General features: G+C 71.6%; 17 protein-coding genes. 10 read left to right on the top strand and 7 right to left on the bottom strand.

Annotated features, from left to right (window positions below):
* Nucleotide 1 precedes the first annotated feature (1 nt).
* From VKT83_15620 to VKT83_15590, 7 genes are read left to right on the top strand one after another with little or no spacing between them, the layout of a single operon-like run.
* The gene (locus VKT83_15620; GenBank protein HLY23894.1) at nt 2–1,333 is read left to right on the top strand and encodes an FtsW/RodA/SpoVE family cell cycle protein; all 1,332 of its coding nucleotides are present in this window, start codon (nt 2–4) and stop codon (nt 1,331–1,333) included.
* On the top strand, nt 1,314–2,729 hold the full coding sequence (locus VKT83_15615; protein ID HLY23893.1) for a penicillin-binding transpeptidase domain-containing protein: 1,416 nt from the start codon (nt 1,314–1,316) through the stop codon (nt 2,727–2,729). The genes VKT83_15620 and VKT83_15615 overlap by 20 nt, the downstream gene beginning before the upstream one ends.
* Nucleotides 2,729–4,624, top strand: coding sequence for a PASTA domain-containing protein (locus tag VKT83_15610; GenBank protein ID HLY23892.1), 1,896 nt, complete (start codon nt 2,729–2,731; stop codon nt 4,622–4,624). The genes VKT83_15615 and VKT83_15610 overlap by 1 nt, the downstream gene beginning before the upstream one ends.
* Nucleotides 4,621–5,322 carry a ribulose-phosphate 3-epimerase gene (gene rpe, locus VKT83_15605; protein ID HLY23891.1) on the top strand — a complete coding sequence of 234 codons (702 nt, stop codon included), beginning with the start codon at nt 4,621–4,623 and terminating at the stop codon, nt 5,320–5,322. The genes VKT83_15610 and rpe overlap by 4 nt, the downstream gene beginning before the upstream one ends.
* On the top strand, nt 5,319–6,365 hold the full coding sequence (locus VKT83_15600) for a histone deacetylase (GenBank protein HLY23890.1): 1,047 nt from the start codon (nt 5,319–5,321) through the stop codon (nt 6,363–6,365). The genes rpe and VKT83_15600 overlap by 4 nt, the downstream gene beginning before the upstream one ends.
* Nucleotides 6,366–6,410: 45 nt before the next feature.
* Nucleotides 6,411–7,427: a D-cysteine desulfhydrase family protein gene (locus tag VKT83_15595; GenBank protein HLY23889.1), complete on the top strand. Its 1,017-nt coding sequence runs from the start codon at nt 6,411–6,413 to the stop codon at nt 7,425–7,427.
* A 40-nt stretch (nt 7,428–7,467) separates the two neighbouring features.
* Nucleotides 7,468–8,970: a glycosyltransferase family 39 protein gene (locus tag VKT83_15590; protein ID HLY23888.1), complete on the top strand. Its 1,503-nt coding sequence runs from the start codon at nt 7,468–7,470 to the stop codon at nt 8,968–8,970.
* A 21-nt stretch (nt 8,971–8,991) separates the two neighbouring features.
* On the opposite strand, the gene VKT83_15585 is transcribed toward VKT83_15590, so the two are convergent.
* From VKT83_15585 to VKT83_15565, 5 genes are read right to left on the bottom strand one after another with little or no spacing between them, the layout of a single operon-like run.
* Nucleotides 8,992–9,933 carry an MBL fold metallo-hydrolase gene (locus VKT83_15585; GenBank protein ID HLY23887.1) on the bottom strand — a complete coding sequence of 314 codons (942 nt, stop codon included), beginning with the start codon at nt 9,931–9,933 and terminating at the stop codon, nt 8,992–8,994.
* The gene (gene meaB / locus VKT83_15580; GenBank protein HLY23886.1) at nt 9,930–10,934 is read right to left on the bottom strand and encodes a methylmalonyl Co-A mutase-associated GTPase MeaB; all 1,005 of its coding nucleotides are present in this window, start codon (nt 10,932–10,934) and stop codon (nt 9,930–9,932) included. The genes VKT83_15585 and meaB overlap by 4 nt, the downstream gene beginning before the upstream one ends.
* A complete protein-coding gene (locus VKT83_15575) occupies nt 10,931–12,385 on the bottom strand; it encodes an AMP-binding protein (protein ID HLY23885.1) in 1,455 nt (484 codons plus the stop codon). Before VKT83_15575 ends, meaB begins: the two co-directional genes overlap by 4 nt.
* Nucleotides 12,382–12,858, bottom strand: a complete 477-nt coding sequence (locus VKT83_15570) for a cobalamin B12-binding domain-containing protein (GenBank protein ID HLY23884.1) — start codon at nt 12,856–12,858, stop codon at nt 12,382–12,384. The genes VKT83_15575 and VKT83_15570 overlap by 4 nt, the downstream gene beginning before the upstream one ends.
* An 11-nt stretch (nt 12,859–12,869) precedes the next feature.
* Nucleotides 12,870–14,615, bottom strand: a complete 1,746-nt coding sequence (locus VKT83_15565) for a methylmalonyl-CoA mutase family protein (GenBank protein ID HLY23883.1) — start codon at nt 14,613–14,615, stop codon at nt 12,870–12,872.
* A 130-nt stretch (nt 14,616–14,745) separates the two neighbouring features.
* On the opposite strand from VKT83_15565, the gene VKT83_15560 reads away from it, so the two are divergent.
* A complete protein-coding gene (locus VKT83_15560) occupies nt 14,746–15,267 on the top strand; it encodes an intradiol ring-cleavage dioxygenase (GenBank protein ID HLY23882.1) in 522 nt (173 codons plus the stop codon).
* A 20-nt stretch (nt 15,268–15,287) separates the two neighbouring features.
* Here VKT83_15560 and VKT83_15555 read toward each other — a convergent pair whose 3' ends face one another.
* On the bottom strand, nt 15,288–16,211 hold the full coding sequence (locus tag VKT83_15555) for an NAD(P)-dependent oxidoreductase (GenBank protein HLY23881.1): 924 nt from the start codon (nt 16,209–16,211) through the stop codon (nt 15,288–15,290).
* A gap of 199 nt (nt 16,212–16,410) precedes the next feature.
* Here VKT83_15555 and VKT83_15550 point away from each other — a divergent pair, with 199 nt between their 5' ends.
* Together VKT83_15550 and VKT83_15545 are read left to right on the top strand one after the other, a co-directional pair.
* Nucleotides 16,411–17,415, top strand: a complete 1,005-nt coding sequence (locus tag VKT83_15550; protein HLY23880.1) for an ABC transporter permease — start codon at nt 16,411–16,413, stop codon at nt 17,413–17,415.
* The gene (locus VKT83_15545; GenBank protein HLY23879.1) at nt 17,408–18,340 is read left to right on the top strand and encodes an ABC transporter permease; all 933 of its coding nucleotides are present in this window, start codon (nt 17,408–17,410) and stop codon (nt 18,338–18,340) included. Before VKT83_15550 ends, VKT83_15545 begins: the two co-directional genes overlap by 8 nt.
* Here VKT83_15545 and VKT83_15540 read toward each other — a convergent pair.
* Complete coding sequence (locus VKT83_15540; protein ID HLY23878.1) at nt 18,337–19,377, bottom strand: IclR family transcriptional regulator; 1,041 nt, start codon at nt 19,375–19,377, stop codon at nt 18,337–18,339. The genes VKT83_15545 and VKT83_15540 overlap by 4 nt on opposite strands.
* Nucleotides 19,378–19,620: the final 243 nt, after the last annotated feature.

Below are 19,620 nucleotides of genomic sequence, written 5' to 3'. Positions count from 1 at the left end.
GATGGCCGTCCCTCCCGCGGCGTCCGCCGCGCCCGCGCCGCTGCCGTGGGTCGCGCGGCGAGCCGCCGAGCGAGGACTCGTGGTGGCCGCCGGCGTGCTCGGCGCCTTGGGCCTCGTCGCCGTGCACGCCGCGATGTATCCCGCGGAGTCGTGGGATCCCGTCGTCGCCGGCGCGGTGGCGCTGGCGGGATTTCTCGTCGTGCACATGGCGCTCGTCATTGCCGACAATCGGGGCGACGAGGTGCTGCTGCCGGTCGCCGCCGCGCTCTCGGCGGTGGGGCTCGTGATGATCTACCGGCTGCGGCCCGACTACGCCGTCCGGCAGGCCGCCTGGATCTCGCTTGGGTTGACGTCGCTGCTGATCGCCCTCGGGACGCTGACCGACCTGCGGTGGGTCCGGCGCTACGCCTACCTGTGCGCGCTCACCGGCATCGCGCTGCTGGTGCTGACCGTCCTGATCGGCGTGGAGCGGAACGGCGCGCGGCAGTGGCTGGTCATCGGCGCGTTCACGCTCGAGCCGGGTGAGATCGTCAAGCTGCTCCTCGTCGCGTTCTTTGCGGGGGTGTTGGTGGAAAACCGGCCGCTGCTCACACTGCCGGGACCGCGGCGCTGGCGCGCCGACCTCGGCCGCCTGGGCCCCGTGCTGCTCGTGTGCGTCGGGTCCCTGCTGCTGCTCGTCTTCCAGCGCGATCTCGGTCTGGCGATGCTGTACTACGGCGTGTTCCTCGCGATGCTCTACGTGGCGCTCGGCCGGCTCGACTACGTGCTCGGCGGCCTCCTGGCGTTCGGCGCCGGGGCGACGCTGTGCTATCATCTGTTCGCGCATGTGCGGGTGCGGGTCGACGTCTGGCTGAATCCCTGGGCGGACGCCGCGGGGCGCGGGTATCAAATTCTGCAGGGTCTATTCGCGCTCGCGAGCGGCGGTCTCACCGGGGCCGGGCTCGGCCTCGGGCACCCCGAGCTCATGCCGGCGTCCTACACCGACATGATCTTCCCGGCGATCGGGGAGGAGCTCGGCGCGATCGGCACGTTCATGGTGGTGGCGCTCTACCTGCTGTTCCTCGGACGGGCCTTCCGCGCCGCCGTGCAGGCGGACGGATCGCTCGACCGGCTCGTCGGGGCCGGCCTGGGGGCGGCGATCGGCATCCAGACCTTCGTCATTCTCGCCGGCAGCACCCGGCTGATTCCGCTGACGGGCATTCCGGCGCCGTTTCTCACCTACGGCGGCAGCGCGGCGGTGAGCAACTTCATCGCCGTCGCGCTGCTGCTCGCCATCTCGGACCGCGGCGCGCGCGCCGCGGCGGAAGAGCGCGATGGTCGGACGCACCCGTAACGTCGGCCGGCTGCTCGCGGGGCTGTTCGCCGTGCTCCTCGTCTATCTCGCGTTCGTCCAGGTGATCTGGGGGCCGCAGCTGGCCGCGTCGCCCCAGAACCCGCGCCTGGCGCTCGCCGCGGAGCGGATCCACTGGGGGCGGATCCTCGACCGGCGGCTCACCGTCCTGGCCGATTCGGTGGGGACCGGACCGTCGCAGGTCCGGCGGTATCCGCAGGGGACGTCGTTCGCGCACGTATTGGGCTATCGCAGCCGCCGGTACGGGCTCACCGGGATCGAGCGCCGCGCGGATCTCGCGCTGCTCGGACTGCCGGTCACCGATCCGTGGCAGGCGCTCCAGGAGGCGTTCGGCCGGACCCCCGAGGGCAACGACGTCGTGCTCACCCTCGACGCCGCGGTGCAGCAGGCCGCGGTGCGCGCCCTCGGCAACGTCCGCGGCGCGGTCGTCGTGCTCGACCCGCGGACGGGCGCGGTGCTCGCGCTGGTGAGCCGCCCGGGCTTCGATCCGGCCACGGTCGACGCGCAGTGGGCCGCGCTCTCGCGCGACCTGTCGGCGCCGCTGTACGATCGGGCGACGCAGGGCCAGTACCCGCCGGGCTCGTCGTTCAAGACGGTGACGCTCACGGCGGCGCTCGGCAGCGGCCGGGTGCGTCTCTCCGACCCGGTGAACTGCCCCGAGGCGATCGACGTCGGCGGCGCTTTGATCCATAACTTCGAGCACGAGCAGTTTGGACAGATCTCGGTGCTGCAGGCGTTCGTCGCCTCCTGCAACACCGCGTTCGTCCAGATCGGACAGCGCACGGGCGCGCAGCCCATCGTCGCCGCGGCGCGCGCGTTCGGACTCGGCCAGCCGGTGCGGTTCGACCTGCCTGCGTCGAGCGGCTACGTGCCGCCGCTGCGCGACCTCGGCGCCCGCGGCCTGGCCCAGATCGCGTTCGGGCAGGGCAGCCTGCTCGTCACGCCGCTTCAGATGGCGCTCGTCGCCGCGGCCGTCGGCAACGGCGGGACGATGATGAGTCCGTTTCTCGTCTCGCAGATCCGCGCCCCGGACGGCCGCATCCGGCAGACGTTTGCGCAGCGCGGCAGCCGCGACGTGATGGCCGCCTCGCTTGCCGGCGAGCTCGCGCAGGCGATGGTGCAGGTGGTCCAGAGCGGAACCGGGACCGCCGCGCAGCTGCCCGGGGTGAGGGTGGCGGGCAAGACCGGCACCGCCGAAAATCCGCACGGGAACACCCACGCCTGGTTCATCGCCTTCGCCCCCGCCGACCGGCCGGTGGTGGCGCTGTCCGTGATCGTGGAGAACGGGGGCGTCGGCGGCCAGGTGGCGGCGCCGATCGCGCGGCAGGTGCTGGCGGCCGCCCTGCAGGTCCAGAGCGCCGCGGGGGGGCGCCCGTGATGCAGCACCGGCTGGGGGAGCGGTACGAGGTGCTCGAGTTGATCGCCGAGGGCGGCATGGCGCACGTCTACCGCGGCCGCCGCCTCGACGACGGGACGCTCGTCGCGATCAAGATCCTACGCGACCAGTACGCCCACAACGCCGAGTTCGTCGCGCGGTTCGAGCGCGAGGCGCAGGCCGCCGCGCGGCTCTCGCACCCGCGCATGGTCCGCATCTTCGACCACGGCCGGGACGGCGACGTGCACTTCATCGTCATGGAGTACATCGACGGGGAAGACCTCAAGACGCACCTGCGCCGGACCGGTCCGCTCGACGAAGCCCGCGTGCGGGCCATCGGCGTCGAGGTCTGCGAGGTGCTCGAGTACGCGCACCGGGCCGGCATCGTCCACCGCGACATCAAGCCGCAGAACATCCTCCTCACGCCCGACGGCGGCGTGAAGGTCACCGACTTCGGCATCGCCCGCGCGCTCGCGGCCACCGGCATTACCGAGACCGGGACGGTGCTCGGATCGGTGCAGTACATTTCGCCGGAGCAGGCGCGCGGACTCGGCGTCGGCTGGCGCGCCGACCTCTACTCGCTCGGCGTCGTGCTCTACGAGGCGGCCACGGGCTCGCTGCCCTTCGATGCCGACACCCCGATCGCGATCGCGCTGCGGCACATGCACGAGCCGCCGCCGCTGCCGCGCCGTGACGGCGCGCGCCTCGGGCGCGACCTCGAGGCCATTATTCTGAAAGCGCTCTCGAAGGACCCGGACCACCGCTACCGGTCGGCGCAGGACATGGCCGACGATCTTACGGGGCGCACCGCGCACTGGCGGGCGGCCTCCGCGGCGGAGTCGACGGCGATCGTTCGCACCGGTGACGGCGCCGCGCGCCGGGCGGCGCGGGACGGGCGCGCCGCGCGCCGCTCGGTGCCGCTCATGGTCGCCGCGGTCGTGCTGCTCGCCACGTTCGGCGGCATCGCCTGGGGCTGGCAGGCCCTCAACGCCTACCTCAACGTACCCGAGGTCTCGGTTCCCGATCTCGTCGGCCGGAGCCTCGTCGAGGCCGAGACGATCGCGCGGCAGCGCCGCCTCAACGTCCAGGTGGTGCAGCAGGTGCACAACGCCACGCTGCCGACCGGTTCAGTGGTGAGCCAGGATCCGCCGGCCGGGACGCCGGTGAAGGTGAATCGCGCGGTGGGATTGGTGACGAGCCTCGGGCCGGAGATGGTGACCGTCCCCGACGTGCGCCGGCGCTCCCTCGAGGACACACGATTCGCCGTCGAGCAGGCCCGGCTCGCCGTCGGGGAGATCCGCGAGACCTACGACGACGCCGTGCCGTCGGGATTCACCATTACCCAGGACCCCGCGCCCGGGGCGTCGGTCGCCCGCGGCACGCCGGTCAACCTGACCGTGAGCAAGGGGCAGCAGGCGATCGTGCTGCCGGACCTGGTCGGACGGATGCTCGACGACGCGCGCCGGGCCCTCCAGGATCTCGGCGTGACCCTGCGCGACGTGACCCAGGTCGCGCGCGACGACGTGCCGGCGGGCCAGGTGGTGGCGATGACGCCCCCGGCCGGCACGCGGATCGGCCACGGCGACGCCGTCGGGGTGGCGATCGCGGTGCGCCCCGCGGAAGGCGGCGCGCCGCCGCAGCCGATCGTGACCGGCACACCGCCGGCGCCCCAGTCCGCCTCGACCGAGCAGCGCCAGACCCATCTGCACATCATCGTCCCGGAGGGCGCCTCGCGGCAGCTCGTGCGCATCGTCGTGATCGATCAGCGGGGCGTGCACACGGCGTACGAGGGGATGCATCGTCCCGGCGAGAACGTGGACCGCCAAATCGTCGGCCAGGGCTACACGATCGTGCAGGTATACATCGACGGCCGGCTGATCCAGGAGATTCGCCCCTGAGCAGCGCGCCCGCGGTCAAAATCGCCCCGTCGATCCTCGCCGCCGACGTCGGACGGCTGGCCGAGGAAGCGCGCGCGGCCGCCGCCGCCGGCGCGGACATGCTGCACGTGGACGTGATGGACGGCCGGTTCGTGCCGGAAATCACGATGGGGCCGGCCGTGGTGCGGGCGGTCCGCCGGGCCGCCGACGTGCCCGTGGACGTGCACCTCATGATCGTCGAGCCGGAGCGGCACCTCGAGGCGTTCGCGCGGGCCGGGGCGGCGAGCCTCACCGTGCACGTGGAAGCCTGTCCCCACCTCTACGACACGCTGCGGCGAATCGCCGCGCTCGGCGCGCGCCCGGGGGTGGCGATCAACCCCGCGACCCCGCCGGAGCAGGTGGCGTGGGTGCTGCCGCACGTCGCCGCGGTTCTCGTCATGACGGTGGAGCCGGGCGCCGGCGGGCAGCCCTTCATTCCGGAGATGACGGCCAAGGTGGCCGCGCTCGCGGCGTGGCGCCGCGAGCGCGGCCTCGACTTCGAGATCGCCGTCGACGGCGGCATCGGCCCGGAGACCGCGAGGCAGGTGGTCGAGGCCGGCGCGGGCGTCCTCGTCGCCGGCACGGCGGTGTTCGGCGCGCCCGACGGCGTTGCGGCGGCGATCGCGCGGCTGCGCCAGACGGCCCTCGGTGCGCCGTCTCGCGCCGCGCGGCGTTCGTGACCGCATCACCCGGGATTCTGCTGGTTCACCCCGACTACCACCGGCACGTCACCCCGGCCGGGCATCCCGAGCGTCCGGCCCGTATCGAGGCGATCGAGGCGCGTCTTGCGCGCACGCCGCTTTGGGAGACGCTGACGCACCGCACACCGGAGCCGGCAACCGACGAGGTGCTCACGTCGGTGCACACGCGCGCGTACGTCGAGCGCGTGCGGGACCTCGCCGCGTCGGGCGGCGGCATGCTCGACCCGGACACCGCGGTCGGTCCGGCGTCGGACGGCATCGCCCGGCTTGCCGCGGGCGGCGCGCTCGGTGCGGTGGACGCGGTGCTCGCAGGCGACGCGCCCATCGCGATGGCGCTCGTCCGCCCGCCGGGACACCACGCGCGGCCGGGCGGAGGAATGGGCTTCTGCCTGTTCAACAACGTCGCGCTGGCAGCCCGTCACGCGCTCGAGCGGCGCGGGATGGAGCGTGTGTTCATTCTCGACTGGGACGTCCACCACGGCAACGGGACGCAGGAAGCCTTCTATCACGATCCGCGCGTGGTCTTCTGCTCCCTTCATCAAGAAAACTGGTACCCGGGCACCGGCGCGCTGACGGAGACCGGCGAGGGGCCGGGCGAGGGGGCCTGTGTCAACATTCCGCTGCCGGCCGGGATCGGCGACGGCGGCTACGAGTACCTCTGGGAGGAAGTCGTGCTGCCGCTCATGCGCGCGGTCGCGCCCGGGCTCGTGCTGATCTCCGCCGGCTTCGATGCGCACCACGCCGACCCGCTCGGCGCCATGCTGCTGACCGCGGCCGGATTCGGCCGGCTGGCCGCGATGGTCCGCGAGGCCGCCGGCGACGTGCCGATCGCGGCGGTGCTCGAAGGCGGCTACGATCTCGATGGCCTGTCCTTCTCGGTCGCCACCACCCTCGCGGGCCTGACCGGCGTGGCCTCCGGCCTCCGCGAGCCCGAGGCCGTGCTGCGCGAAGCGCCGTTCTCGGTCGCGCGAGAGCGGGCGCGCGAAGTACGGCGTGTCGCGGGCATGTACTGGCCGCTGTGACGGCCGGAAACGGCCGCACGAGACCGACGGCCGCGGGAGGTTGAGATGCTCCAGTTAGCGCGTCTGCCCAGGGTTCGTCTCGCCGCGCTTCCGACCCCGCTGGACGAGGCTCCCCGCCTCGAGCGCGCGCTGGCCGGCGACGGTGAGGCGCCGCGCCTCCTCATCAAGCGCGACGACCTGACCGGGTTCGCCTTCGGCGGCAACAAGGTCCGCAAAGTCGAGTATCATCTCGGTGAGGCGCTCGCCGGCGGCTTCGATACCCTCGTCACGACCGGCGCCATCCAGTCCAACCACTGCCGGGTCACCGCCGCGGCCGCCCGGGTCGGCGGCATGGACTGTGTGCTCGTGCTGCGCCCGGTCGAGCCCGAGGTCATGCAGGGGAATTTCCTGCTCGACCATCTCCTCGGCGCGCGCGTCCGGATCACGCCGGGGACAGACCGCGCCTCGGCCGAGGCCGTCATGGCGGACGAAATGGCCGCCCTCCGCGCCAAGGGCCGGCGCCCGTACCTCATCCCCAGCGGCGCGTCCACGCCGCTCGGCGCCGCGGCCTACGTGCAGGCCTTCGAGGAACTCTTGAATCAGACGACGGCGCGGGGCATCGCCGTCGATTCGATCGTCTTCTGCAGCGGCTCGGCCGGGACGCACGCCGGCCTCGCGATCGGCGCGGCCCTCTCGCAGAGCGGCGTGGAAATCATCGGCATCGGCGATGGCGCGAAGCGGGAGGACCTCGCGCCGAAGGTGAGCGGGCTCGTCGCCGAGTTCGCGGAGCGGTTCGGCGTGGACGTCCGCGTGGCCGCGCAGGACGTCATCGTGCTCGACGAGTACGGCGGCACGTACGGTGAGCCGACCCCTGAGTGCATCACGGCGATCAAGACCGCGGCGCTCGCCGAGGGGATGTTCCTCGATCCGGTCTACACCGGGAAGGCGATGGCGGGACTCGCCGATCTCATTCGACGCCGCCGGTGGGGCGGGGATCAGACGGTCGTCTTCTGGCACACCGGCGGTCAGCCGGCGTTGTTTGCCAACGCCGAGGCGCTGACGGCCGGGGAGCCCGCGTCCTAACGAGCCGTCCGCTCACTCGATCCGCCGCGACGGGGGGCGTGTGAGGAAGCTCCTCCGCATCGACGTTGCCCTAGCCGCGCTGGCGTTTCTCGCGCACGCGGCATTCGCGCACCGGTACGACTTCTTCCGTGACGAGCTGTATTTCATTGTCTGCGGACGCCATCCGGCGTTCGGGTACGTCGATCAACCGCCGGTCATCCCCTTGATCTCCGCCCTGACGCAGGCCGCCGGCGAGAACCTTGTCCTTCTCCGGCTCGTCCCGGCGCTTGCGGCGGGAGCGACCGTCTTCGTCGCCTGCGCGTTCGCTCGGCTGGCAGGCGGCGGCCGCTTCGCTGAGGCCGCGACCGGGATCGCAACCGGCTTCGCGCCGATGTTCCTCGGACTGTACACGACGTTCGGCACGACCGTCTTCGAGCCGCTCGCGTGGACGCTCGCCGCCTATCTGGCCGCCCGCGCGATCGTCCGGGGCGACCGCGCCGCGCTGCTCTGGCTCGGCGTGGTCGCCGGCGTCGCGCTCGAAATCAAGTATTCGATCCCGTTCTACCTTGCCGCGCTGATCGTCGCGCTGCTGCTCCTCCCGGAACGGCGCCTGCTGCTGGTGCCGCAGACGGGGATCGCCGCCGCCATCGCGCTCGCAATCGCGGCGCCGAGCCTGGTCTGGCAGGCCATGCACGGCTGGCCGTTTGTCGCACTCCTCGCCGCGGCGCCTGCCAAGGACGTGACGGTCGCACCGGTGCCGTTCGTCCTGAATCAGATACTGGTGATGAACCCGCTCTTCGCACCGCTCTGGATCGCCGGGGTCGCCTCGGGGTTTGTCGATCGCCGGCTCGCGGCGTTTCGGGGCTTTGGACTCGGGTTTCTGCTTGTCTTCGCCGAGATGGTCGCGCTGCACGGGAAAGACTACTACCTTGCCGCCGCGTATCCGCCGATGTTTGCGCTCGGGAGCGTCGTGATCGAGCGCGCCGTTCGCCACCGCGCGCTGCGGGCGGCCTACGTCGGGCTCGGCCTCGCGCTGAGCGCCGTCCTGGCGCCGCTGGCGATGCCCATCCTCGATCCGCCGGCGACCGTGCGCTACATCACGCGGCTGCATGTGACCGCGCAGGGGCAGGAGAAAGTCAGCGCGCGGGAGATCCTTCCGCAATCGCTCTCCGACCAGCTCGGGTGGCGGACGTACGAGAAGCGGATCGCGAGCGTCTATCATGCCCTCAGCCCCGAGCAACGCGGCCGCGCCGGAATCATCACCTCGAACTACGGCGAGGCCGCCGCGCTCGATTTTTACGGAGGCCGCGACGGGCTCCCGCCGGCCCTCAGCGGACACAACCAATATTTTCTCTGGGGCACCCACGGATACGATGGCAGCGTCATTCTGTTCGTGAACGGCAACATGGCGCTCCGCCGGTCGGTATGCCGTGAGGCGGCACTCGTCGGCACCTTCGGATCGGCGTACGCGACGCCGTACGAACGGAACGCGCCGATCATGTTATGCCTCGGCCTGCGTACGCCGCTCTTCGAGCTGTGGCCGAAATTCAAACACTACGATTGAGCGCGGCCGGCGTCACGGCGGTCATGATGTGCGTCCGGCCTGCCGGTCGTGGTAGTCGGCGATGCCCTGCGCGGAGATCGCGAGGCGGTCTTCCAGGAGCGCGGCGATGTGCGGCGTCCACGCGATGCCGCGCTTCGCGAGGTCGGCCCGGACGTGCTCGACGAGCGCGGCCGTGATCTCGTCCTGCGTCGCCCGGCGTCCGTCGATCCGCCCGAGCGCGGCGACGGCCGGCACCTCGTGCGCCAGTCTCTCATACAGCGTTGCGTACGATCCCGGATAGCGGCCGAAGTGAGAGAGAAGGATCGCCTCGGGCCGCAGGTCGAGCAGCCGCCGCGCCGACCGCAGCATGGCCTCGGGGTCGAACTGGTTCGGCGCGGTGTCGACCATCACGTAGTCGTCGGCGACGTCCGGCAGCCGCTCTCCGAGTTCGTCGCCCGCGAACAGCGCGCGCGCGCCGGAGTCGAAGATCATGTGCTGGTGACGCGCGTGTCCCGGCGCGTCGATAAAACTCAAGATATGCCCGTCCCCGAGATCCAGCGTCGCGCCGTCCTCGACCACGAGGAGCCGAGATTCCGGCACCCGCTCCGGCACGCCGAAGTACCTCTCTAAGTGCTCTCCAAAAACGGACCGGGCCCCGGCGAGGAGCCGGGTCGGATCGGTCAGGTGCCGCGCGCCGCGCGGATGGACGACCACGCGGGCCTCGGGCATATGCCTGAGCATATGGCCGGTCCCGCCGGCGTGATCCAGGTGGATGTGGGTCGCGATGATGTAGGCGACGTCCGCCGGCCGCACATCCAGGGACGCGAGGGCGTCGAGCCACCCAGGCACACTCCGCGCGCCGCCCGTGTCCACGATGGCCGGATGCGGGGCGCGGATGAAGTAGCCGGATGTGAGATGCGGAATGCCGCGCTCGAAGAGGTCTACCGCGGTGATCCCGCGGGCCGCCTCGCCGGGCGCCGTCATGCCCGGTCCGGGGGCGCGAGGCGGTCGAGGATCGCCTTGGCGGCCGAGTGCGGATCGGTCTCGCGCCGCTTCGCCTCGGCGAGGATCTCGGCCGGCTCGCCGCGATCGTGCAGCGTCGCGCGCACGCGCGTCGCGAGCGCCGCTTCGACCAGCTCGAGGACCTCGCGCTCGGCGCGCCGGCCGCGGCGGGCTTCGAGCTCGCCCGACGCGCGGAGATGCTCGCCGTGCCGCCGGATCGCCTCCCACAACTCCGCGCTACCGGTCCCCGCGCTGGCGACCGTCTCGAGGATCGGCACATCCCACGCGTCGTGGTGCGGCACGAGCCGCCGCATCTCGCGGAGCTGCATCGCGGTCTCCTTCGCGCCGGGGCGGTCCGCCTTGTTGACGACGAGCACGTCGGCGATCTCGAGGATGCCGGCCTTGAGCGTCTGCACCGCGTCTCCGAGGCCCGGCGCGGTGACGACGACGACCGTGTCGGCGAGCCCCATGATCTCCAGCTCGCTCTGTCCCACCCCGACCGTTTCCACGAGGATCAGGTCGAACGCGAAGGCCTCCAGCACGTAGGCGACGTCCCGCGTCGCCGCGGCGAGGCCGCCGAGATGCGTGCGCGCGGCCATGCTCCGGATGTACACGCCCGCGTCCCCGCTGTGCCGAAGCATCCGCACGCGGTCGCCCAGGATGGCGCCGCCGGAGAACGGGCTCGACGGATCGACCGCGACGACGGCGACCGTGAGGCCGTCGTTCCGCGCCGCCGTGATGAGATGGTCGGCGAGTGTGCTCTTGCCGACGCCGGGGGGGCCCGTCAGACCGACGCGTCGCGCGCGGCCGGTGCGGCCCCACAAATTGGCCACGATCGCCCCGGCCGAGGCGGGATCGTTCTCGATCCGGCTGATGAGGCGGCCGAGCGCGCGGGGGTTGCCGGGGTCGATCCCCCCCGCGGCGACCGAGGCTCCCGGGACGGCGGGGGACGTGCCGGTCCGGCGCGGGGTCTCGCGCGTCATCGGCGGTCCGGCCCCCGCGGGGTGGCGCCGGCCGCAAGCGTTTCCTCGTACAGCGCGCGGTTGTCGACGACGCGCCGCGCCTTGAACTCCGTCCTCGGCAGGGTTCCCGGCGGTTCGCAGCGGACGATCGGGCGGATGCCCAGCACGGCGGTGAGGCGCGCGGTCATCCGTTCGCGCAGCGCGGTGAGGAGATCGGGCGCGGCCGCCGCGCGCTGCGCGACGGCCGCGCTGTACTCGGCGCGCACGACGAGCTCGTCCATCGCGCGCTCGCGGCTGATCACCATCTCGAACTCGCCGCCGAACCCCTCGATCGCGCGGAGCGTGTCCTCGATCGCGCTCGGATAAATGTTCGCGCCGCGGATGATGCACATGTCGTCGATCCGGCCGTAGATGCCCCGCGGCAGGCGAGGATACGTCCGCCCGCACTCGCACGGCTCGTCGGTCCAGCGGGTCAGGTCGCCGGAGAGCAGGCGGATCATCGGCTGCGACGTCCGCTCGAGATGGGTGTAGACCGGCGTGCCCTCGTGCCCGTAGGGCACCGGCGCGAACGTCCGCGGATCGCACACCTCGCAGTAGACGACGTCCTGCCACAGATGCATCCCCGCGCCGTGCGCGCATTCGCCGTTGCTCATCCACGGGGTCATCTCGGCCATGCTGCCGCTGTCGAGGCAGGCGGCGCCGAACAGCTCTTCGATGCGCCGCCGCGTCGATGGAATGCCGGCGCCCGGTTCGCCCGAGAAGAACATCACCCGCAGGCCGAACTCGCGCGGATCGACGCGCTCGGACGCCGCGACCTCCGCGAGATGGAGGGCGTAGGAGGGGGTCCCGTAAAACGCGGTCGGCCGGGTCTCGCGCAGCCACCGCACCGCCATGAGCGTCTGCCCGGGCTGTCCCGCGCCGAACGGGAAGCACGTCGCCCCGAGGCGTTCGCCGCCGGCCAGCGCCCCCCAACTGCCGATGTAGAGGCTGAAGAAAGAGGCGATGAAGAGGGTGTCGGTGGGCCGGAGTCCCATGCCCCACATGATGCGCGCGTGGGCGTTGGCGATGCGGCGCCAGTCGTCCCGGCCGATCAGGAACATCGTAGGCTTGCCGGTGGTGCCCGAGGTGCCGTGCACCCGCGCAACCTCCGCGCGGTCGATGCAGAGGTAGCGTCCGGCCGGCGGGTGCGCCGCCTGCTCCGCGCGCAGTTCGGCCTTCGTCACCACGGGGAAGCGGTGGAGGTCGTCGAGGCGGCGGAGGTGGTCGGGATGGACGCCGGCCGCGGTCCACTTCTCCCGGTAGAACGGCGAGCGGTCCCACGCCCAGCGCACGACCCCCCGCAGGCGCTCGAGAATCAGCGCCTCGCGCGCGGCGGGCGGCATCGTCTCGCGCTCGGGACTCCAGTAGCGCTGGTCGGGCGCCGGGAGATAGTCGTCGTTGTAGACCGGCGGCCATGCCGCGGCGCCGGTCATACGCCGTCCCGCCCCCCGTCCGACGCGGGCCGAGCGGCCGCGGACGCCCCTGGCTCACGCCGTGGGCCGCCGGGGTCGGCCCGTCCCGCGTGCGCGCGGATCCACTCCACGATCGCGTCGGTCGTCGCGTCCTGGTCGAAGACCGCCGCCGCGCCGAGGTCGCGCAGTTTGGTGCGATCCGCCTCGGGGATCACGCCGCCGACGAGGACCTTGATGTCGGCCGCGTCGCTGGCCCGCAGTTCGTCGAGGAGCGGGGGCACGAGCGCCATGTGCGCGCCGGAGAGGATGCTCACGCCGATGACGTCCACGTCCTCCTGGACCGCGGCGACGGCGACCTCCTCCGGCGTGCGGTGCAGGCCGGTGTAGACGACCTCGAACCCGGCGTCCCGCAGCGCGCGCGCCACGACCTTCACGCCGCGGTCGTGGCCGTCGAGGCCGACCTTCGCCATCAACACCCGAATCCGCTGCGGGATCGCCACGCGCTTTAGAACACCGGCTGTTCTACGTAGGTCCCGAACACGTCCCGCAGCGCCCGCACGATCTCTCCCAGGGTCGCGCGGGCCCGGACCGCGTCGAGGGTCGGGGGAATCAGGTTGCCGTCCCCGCGCGCCGCGGCCGCCAGCGCGCCGAGACGGCGGGCAACCTCCGCGCCGTCCCGCGCGCGTTTCACCCGCGCGAGCCGCTCCCGCTGCTGCGCCTCGACGCCGGGATCGACTTCGTGCAGCGCGATCGGCACGTCGCCGCCCGACGGGTCGAGGTACTTGTTCACGCCGACCACCGTCAGCTCGCCGCGCTCCTTCTGCCGGTGGTAGCCGTACGCGGTCTCGGCGAGCTCGGTCTGGAAGAAATTCTGCTGCGCCGCGGCCACCGCCCCGCCGAGATCGTCGATCCGGCGCAGGTACGCCCAGATCGCCTCCTCGATCTCGTCCGTCAGCGACTCGACGAAGTAGCCGCCGCCCAGCGGGTCGATCGTGTTGGCCACGCGCGTCTCGTCGAGGATGATCTGCTGCGTCCGCAGCGCCACCTTCATCGCGAGCTCCGACGGGATCGCCAGCGCCTCGTCCATGCCGTTCGCGTGGAGGCTCTGCGCGCCGCCCAGCACCGCGGAGAGGGCCTGCAGCGCGGTCCGCGCGATGTTGTTGATCGGCTCCCGCGCCGTCAGGCTCGAGCCCGCGGTCTGACAGTGGAACCGCAGGCGCATTGACTCCGGCCGCCGCGCGCCGAACCGGTCCCGCATGATCTTCGCCCACACGCGCCGCGCGGCGCGAAACTTGGCGACCTCCTCGAAGAAGTCACGCTCGGCGATGAAGTAGAAGGCCAGTCGCGGTGCGAAGGCGTCCACGTCGAGCCCGGTCCGGCGGACCTCCTCGACGTAGGCGATGCCGTTCGCGAGCGTGAACGCCGCCTCTTGAACCGCGGTCGCCCCGGCCTCGCGGATGTGGTAGCCGCTGATGTTGATCGGGTTGTAGCGCGGCAGGTGTTCGACGCTGTAGACGATGAGGTCGCGGACGATCCGCATCGCGGCCGGAATCGGGTAGATCCATTCCTTCTGGGCGATGTACTCTTTCAGGATGTCGGCCTGCACCGTGCCGGACAGCGCCTGCGCCGGCACCCCGCGCTGCTCCGCGAGCGCGACGTACATCGAGAACAGAATCCACGCGGTGGGATTGATCGTCATCGACACGCTGATCGCCCCGATGTCGATGCCGTCGAGGATGTCGGCGAGATCTTCGATCGTGTCCACGGCGACGCCCTCGCGCCCCACCTCGCCGCGGGCGCGCGGGTCGTCGGAGTCGTAGCCCATGAGGGTCGGCATGTCGAAGTCCACGGAGATGCCGGTCTGCCCCTGGGCGATCAGATACTTGAGCCGCGCGTTGGTGTCGCGGCCCGTGCCGTAGCCCGCGATCTGCCGCATCGTCCAGGGGCGCGATCGGTACATCGTGGGGTAGGGACCCCGGGTGTAGGGATAGCGGCCGGGAAAGCCCACGTCCTCGAGGTAGTCGAGCGCGTCGACGTCCGCCGGCCCGTAGAGGCGCTTGACCGGGAGGCCCGACAGCGTCTCGAACTGCGCGCGGCGCTCCGGCGCGCGTTCGGCGGCCTCCCGCACGTCCCGGGACTCCCAATCGTCCCGGGCGCCGGCGATGCGGTTCGATTCGCCCGGCGCCGGCTTTGGGTTCACGGCTGCCGGCGGCGGGGCGGTGGGCCGGGCGGGTTTCCTGGTGGTGGCCATGGTCGGTCCCTCCGGTGTCCTGTTACCACACGAACGGGATGAGCGCCTTCGTCCGGGGTCGTGTAGATCGTGCGCATACTTGTTATTGTAGTCTCAAGAATACCGAGTCATCGCGGGAGGGGTTGGCGCCATGACGAGGGGCGTGCGCAAGAGGACGGGAGGTCGGGGGCGCCGCTCGACGATCGCCGCGGTGGTGGCTGCCGTCGCGCTGGTCGCGGTCGTCCTCGGTCCGTGGAGCGGCGGGACGGCCGGCGCGGCCTCCGCGCCGAAATGTCCGATTACGTCGAACGGCTACATGGATCCCAATTACACGCCGAACCCGCCGGTGCGCTCACACGTCGGCGGGGGCGGCTTCGTCCTCACGGGCATCGTCCGCTCCGGCATCGACTGCAAGCCGCTCGCGCGGGTGCGCGTGGAGATCTGGCACGCCGGTCCGAACGGATCCTACGACACGATCCACCGTGCCACGGTGATCACCGACGGCGAGGGGCGCTTCCGGCTTGAGACGGATTTTCCGGGCTCGAGCTTCGGCCAGCCGCACATCCACGTGCGTGTCGCGGTGGCGGGGTTCAAGACGACCGCGACCGCCTTTCTCCCGAAGCCGGGCACCAAGACGGGGGAGATGGAGATCGTCCTGGAGCCGGAGGTCTAGCCCGGGCGCCGTTCGCGGGCTCAGCGCGTGCCCGTGCCGGCGGACCCGCCGCCGGCAGCGTTGTCATTGAAGCCGCCGAGCTCGCCCACGACCTTCGCGAGCACGGAGTAATCCATCTCCCCCAGCCCCTCGTTCATCGCGATCTGGTAGAGCTGGGCGGCGAGGCCGCCGCCGAGCAGCGGCATGCCGAGGGCGCGGCCGGTCTCGGTGACGATGCCCATGTCTTTGTGATAGAGGCGCGTGCGGAACCCCGGGGCGTAGTTTTCGTCGAGCATCCGCTGCCCGTGCAGCTCCAGCACCCGGCTTTGGGCGAAGCCGCCGAGCAGCGCCGCGCGCACCTTGGCCGGATCGACGCCGGCTTTGCGCGCGAGATGGATCGCTTCGGCGACGCCGAGGATGGTGAGCGAGAGCACGAGCTGGTTGCACGCCTTTGTGACCTGGCCGGCGCCGTGATCCCCGATGTGGACGATGTTCTTGCCCATCTGCTGAAAGACCGGCAGCACCCGCTCGAAGACTTCCGGCTTGCCGCCGACCATGATCGAAAGCGTCGCGTCGATCGCGCCCTTTTCGCCGCCGGACACCGGCGCGTCGAGCATCGCGACGCCCCGCTCGGCCAGCGCCGCCGCGATCTCGCGCGTGGCCACGGGGGAGATGGTGCTCATGTCGACGACCACCCCGCCCCGCCGGGCGCCTTCCAGGATGCCGTTCGGCCCCATGATGACGTGTCGCACGTCGGGGGTATCGGCGACCATGACGATGGTGATGTCGCTCTGCGCGGCCGCCTCCTTGGGCGACGCGGCCTGCCGGGCGCCGGCCTTGACCAGGTCGGCCGCCTTGGACGCGGTGCGGTTCCAGACCGTCACCGTATGGCCGGCTTTGACGAGATGCCCGGCCATTGGCTTGCCCATGATGCCCAATCCGATGAAGCCGATCCGTTCGCTCACCCTGAGTCACCTCGGTCCGCGCCGACGCGGAGATGGGCGGCGGCGATGCGCCGCGTGCGGTCCGGCTCTACTTCAGGCCGGGCCTACGGCGTTTCCTCCGGTTGGTCCGTCGCCCCGGCACCGGGGGGTCCGCGGTTCATCCAGATGTGCGCGCGGCGAAGGAGTCCCCATTGGCCGTGCTATAGAATTATGGCTTGCCATGATGCGCTACATCACTCAACGACTCATCCATCTGCTTCCCGTGCTCTTCGGCGTGAGTCTGTTCGTCTTCATCGGAATGCATCTCGTGCCGGGGGACGTCGCCCAGCTGCTGCTCGGTGAAAAGGGCACGGAAGCGGATCTCGCGCGGATGCGTCATCAGCTCGGTCTCGACCAGCCGCTGTACGTGCAGTACGCGCGCTTTCTCGCCGGCGCCGTGCAGGGAGATTTCGGGGCCTCGATCCGGACGAAACAGTCGGCGATGTGGGAGATCACGCAGGCGCTGCCGGTCACCATTGAACTGAGCCTGGTCGCGCTGCTGTTCGCGATCGTCTTCGGGCTTGCGATCGGCGTGCTCGCCGCGCGCCGGCCCCACAGCGTCACGGACACCGTCGCGATGATCGGCGTGCTCGTCGGCGTCTCGATGCCGATCTTCTGGACCGGCATTCTCCTGCTGCTCGTCTTCGGCGGCATCCTGGGGTGGCTGCCGCTCGGCGGCATGGTCGACGAGGGCATGACGGTCCGTAACATCACCGGCATGCCGCTCGTCGACGGGTTCCTGACCGGCAACCTGCCGCTGGTGGAAAGCAATCTCCGCCATCTCGTCCTGCCCGCCGTCGCGCTCGGCGTCACGTCGATGGCGACGATCGCGCGGATGTCGCGGTCGACGATGCTGGAAGTGCTCGGGCTCGACTACGTGCGCACGGCCCGCGCCAAGGGCGTGGCCGAGCCGCGCGTCGTGCGCCGCCACGCGCTGCGGAACGCGCTGCTGCCGGTCGTGACGCTGGTCGGGCTGCAGCTCGGCCTGCTGCTGAGCGGCGCGGTGCTGACCGAAACGATCTTCGCCCTGCCGGGGTTGGGCCGGCTGGCGGTCACGAGCGTGCTGGCGCGGGATTATCCGGTCGTTCAGGGCATCGTCGTCATCGCGGCCGCGATCTTCGTGCTGGCCAACCTCGCGGTGGACGTGCTGTACGCGTACCTCGATCCGAGAATTCGCTATGGGTGACGCGCGCACCGATCTCGCGCCCGACGCGGGCGCCGCCCCCGCGAGTCCCTCCGCGCTGCGGGCGCCGGAGCCGCGCCGGCGGGCGGCGGCGCTGTCGTGGCGCCGGATGGTCCGCAGCCCGAACCTGATCATCGGCCTCGTCATCGTGGCGGTCGTGGTGGGCGCGAGCCTCTTTGCGAGGTTCATCGCGCCGTACAACCCGATCGACCAGTCCTTTGCCGACCAGCTGCGGTCGCCGTCGTGGGCGCATCTCTTCGGCACGGACGAGTTCGGCCGCGACATCTTTTCCCGCGTCATCTACGGCTCCCGCATCGCGCTCGCCGTCGGGCTGATCTCCGACGGCATTTCGCTCGCGGCGGGCGTCGCGCTCGGCATTATCGCCGGCTATTTCAGCGGGTGGCCGGACACCGCCGTCATGCGCACCATGGACGTGCTGCTCGCGTTCCCGTACCTGCTGCTGGCGATGATCGTCGTCGCGATTCTGGGTCCCAGCCTGACGAACGCCATGATCGCGATCGGCGTCGTCTACATGCCGAGGTTTGCGCGCCTGGTCCGCGGCACCGTCCTCTCGGTCCGCGAGCAGGAGTTCATCGAGGGCGCCCGCGCGATCGGCGGGGGGCCCCTGCGGGTGCTGAGCCGCCACGTGCTGCCGAACGTCCTCTCGCCGATCATCGTGCTCGCCACGCTGACGATCGGGTTCGCGATCGTGGAGACCGCCGGGCTCTCTTTCCTTGGGCTCGGCGCGTCCCCGCCGACGCCGGAGTGGGGCTCGATGCTCGCGACCGGCCGGTCGTACATGCTCACCGCGCCCTGGATCACCACGTTTCCGGGCGTCGCGATCCTCATCACCGTCATCGGGTTCAACCTCGTCGGCGACGGTCTGCGCGACCTGCTCGATCCGCGGCTGCGCGGCCGGGGATTCTAGCCAGCGCGGCGCCGTGTCATCTTGCGCCGTCGGACGGCCGGACTCCGCGGGCCGTGGAGAGGCGCCGGCCTGCCGCGGTGGCGGTTAGGCGCCGCGTTGCGCTTCCGCGCGGCGGACCGGCGCGGCGCGGGCACCGGCGCGCCGCCTCCGGCGGGCGCCCAGAGCAGCCGGCTCGCCCGCTGTCCGTTGGCGGGCCGCTCCCAGCCGAGCTGCCCGCTCACGTGATGCGCGGCCGCAACCACGCTGCGGATCAACACCTGCTGATGCTCCTTGAAGCGGCGTCGGGGAAGCACGAGCACGAGAGCGCCGACGAAGGTGCCGGCTCCGTCCCGGATCGGCGCGGCGACCGACGAGACGCCTTCGATGTGCTCGCCGTTGGTCATGGCGTAGCCGGCGCGGCGGATTGCCTGTAACTCCCGGGCCAGCGCGGCCGATTCCGTGAGCGTGTTGCTCGTGTAGCGCTCGAGCCTGAGCCGGCGGAGGCCGGCTCTCAACTCGACGTCGTCCAGCATGGCGAGATAGAGCTTGCCGATCGCGGTTGCGTGTAAGGGGCGGAGCGTGCCCAGCGCAATGTCGAGCCGCAGGCTTTGCGACCCCGTCGCCCGGTCGGCGTAGACGACGCCGCGGTCCTCGACCAGCGCCAGGTATACGTCTTCGCCGGTCCGCGCCGACAGATCCGAGATGAAAGGACGCGCGACGGTCATCACTTCGAGGCCGCCGGCGACCCGGATGCCGAGGCGAATGAGCCGCGGGCCGGCGTGGTAGCGCCGGTCGGAGGGCCGGCGCCGCAGGTAGTCGAGCTCGGCCAGGCGGCGGACGAGGGCGTGCGCGCTGCTCACCGGCATCTCGAGCAGCGAGGCGATCTCCGAGATAGCGAGCCCCGGTGGACGGTCGGCCACGAGCTCCAGCACCTCGACGACCCGCGCGACCGTACGGAGCGCGGCCGGCGAGGTCCGAAGCTCCGCGGCGTGGCGTGCGGCGCCGACGTGCCCTACCATACCGGTGAGTTCCACGCGCGCCAGCGCGGACCTCGTCACTGAGGTTGCGGCGCTCTCGGGTGACCCGCGGCGGGCCGACCCTTCCTTGACCTGCGGGCGTTGCCGGGTTATAATGCCGCTCACATAGGAAGGCAGTGACGGGGACGTAGGACTCCCGTCCGCGTTCGAGAGAGCGGCTCCTCGGGTGAAAGGGCCGCCGCGGACACGTTCGAACCCACCCCCGATGCCGCGGCCGAGGTGCGGGGCCCGCTGTCCTTGCGGGAGCCGCCGAAACGGACGCCG

Source organism: bacterium (assembly GCA_035308905.1).
Taxonomy (GTDB): domain Bacteria; phylum Sysuimicrobiota; class Sysuimicrobiia; order Sysuimicrobiales; family Segetimicrobiaceae; genus DASSJF01.
Note: the sequence above shows the minus strand (reverse complement) of the source record. Positions and strands in the feature narration are given on the sequence as shown.

Excerpts from the sequence above, each read along its gene's own strand:
- VKT83_15545 (HLY23879.1), top strand. The coding sequence starts at position 17,408 with ATGGGTGACGCGCGCACCGATCTCGCGCCCGACGCGGGCGCCGCCCCC.
- meaB (HLY23886.1), bottom strand. The coding sequence starts at position 10,934 with ATGACGCGCGAGACCCCGCGCCGGACCGGCACGTCCCCCGCCGTCCCG.
- VKT83_15575 (HLY23885.1), bottom strand. The coding sequence starts at position 12,385 with ATGACCGGCGCCGCGGCATGGCCGCCGGTCTACAACGACGACTATCTC.
- VKT83_15585 (HLY23887.1), bottom strand. The coding sequence starts at position 9,933 with ATGACGGCGCCCGGCGAGGCGGCCCGCGGGATCACCGCGGTAGACCTC.
- VKT83_15615 (HLY23893.1), top strand. The coding sequence starts at position 1,314 with ATGGTCGGACGCACCCGTAACGTCGGCCGGCTGCTCGCGGGGCTGTTC.
- VKT83_15610 (HLY23892.1), top strand. The coding sequence starts at position 2,729 with ATGCAGCACCGGCTGGGGGAGCGGTACGAGGTGCTCGAGTTGATCGCC.
- VKT83_15620 (HLY23894.1), top strand. The coding sequence starts at position 2 with ATGGCCGTCCCTCCCGCGGCGTCCGCCGCGCCCGCGCCGCTGCCGTGG.
- VKT83_15565 (HLY23883.1), bottom strand. The coding sequence starts at position 14,615 with ATGGCCACCACCAGGAAACCCGCCCGGCCCACCGCCCCGCCGCCGGCA.
- VKT83_15550 (HLY23880.1), top strand. The coding sequence starts at position 16,411 with ATGATGCGCTACATCACTCAACGACTCATCCATCTGCTTCCCGTGCTC.
- VKT83_15560 (HLY23882.1), top strand. The coding sequence starts at position 14,746 with ATGACGAGGGGCGTGCGCAAGAGGACGGGAGGTCGGGGGCGCCGCTCG.
- VKT83_15595 (HLY23889.1), top strand. The coding sequence starts at position 6,411 with ATGCTCCAGTTAGCGCGTCTGCCCAGGGTTCGTCTCGCCGCGCTTCCG.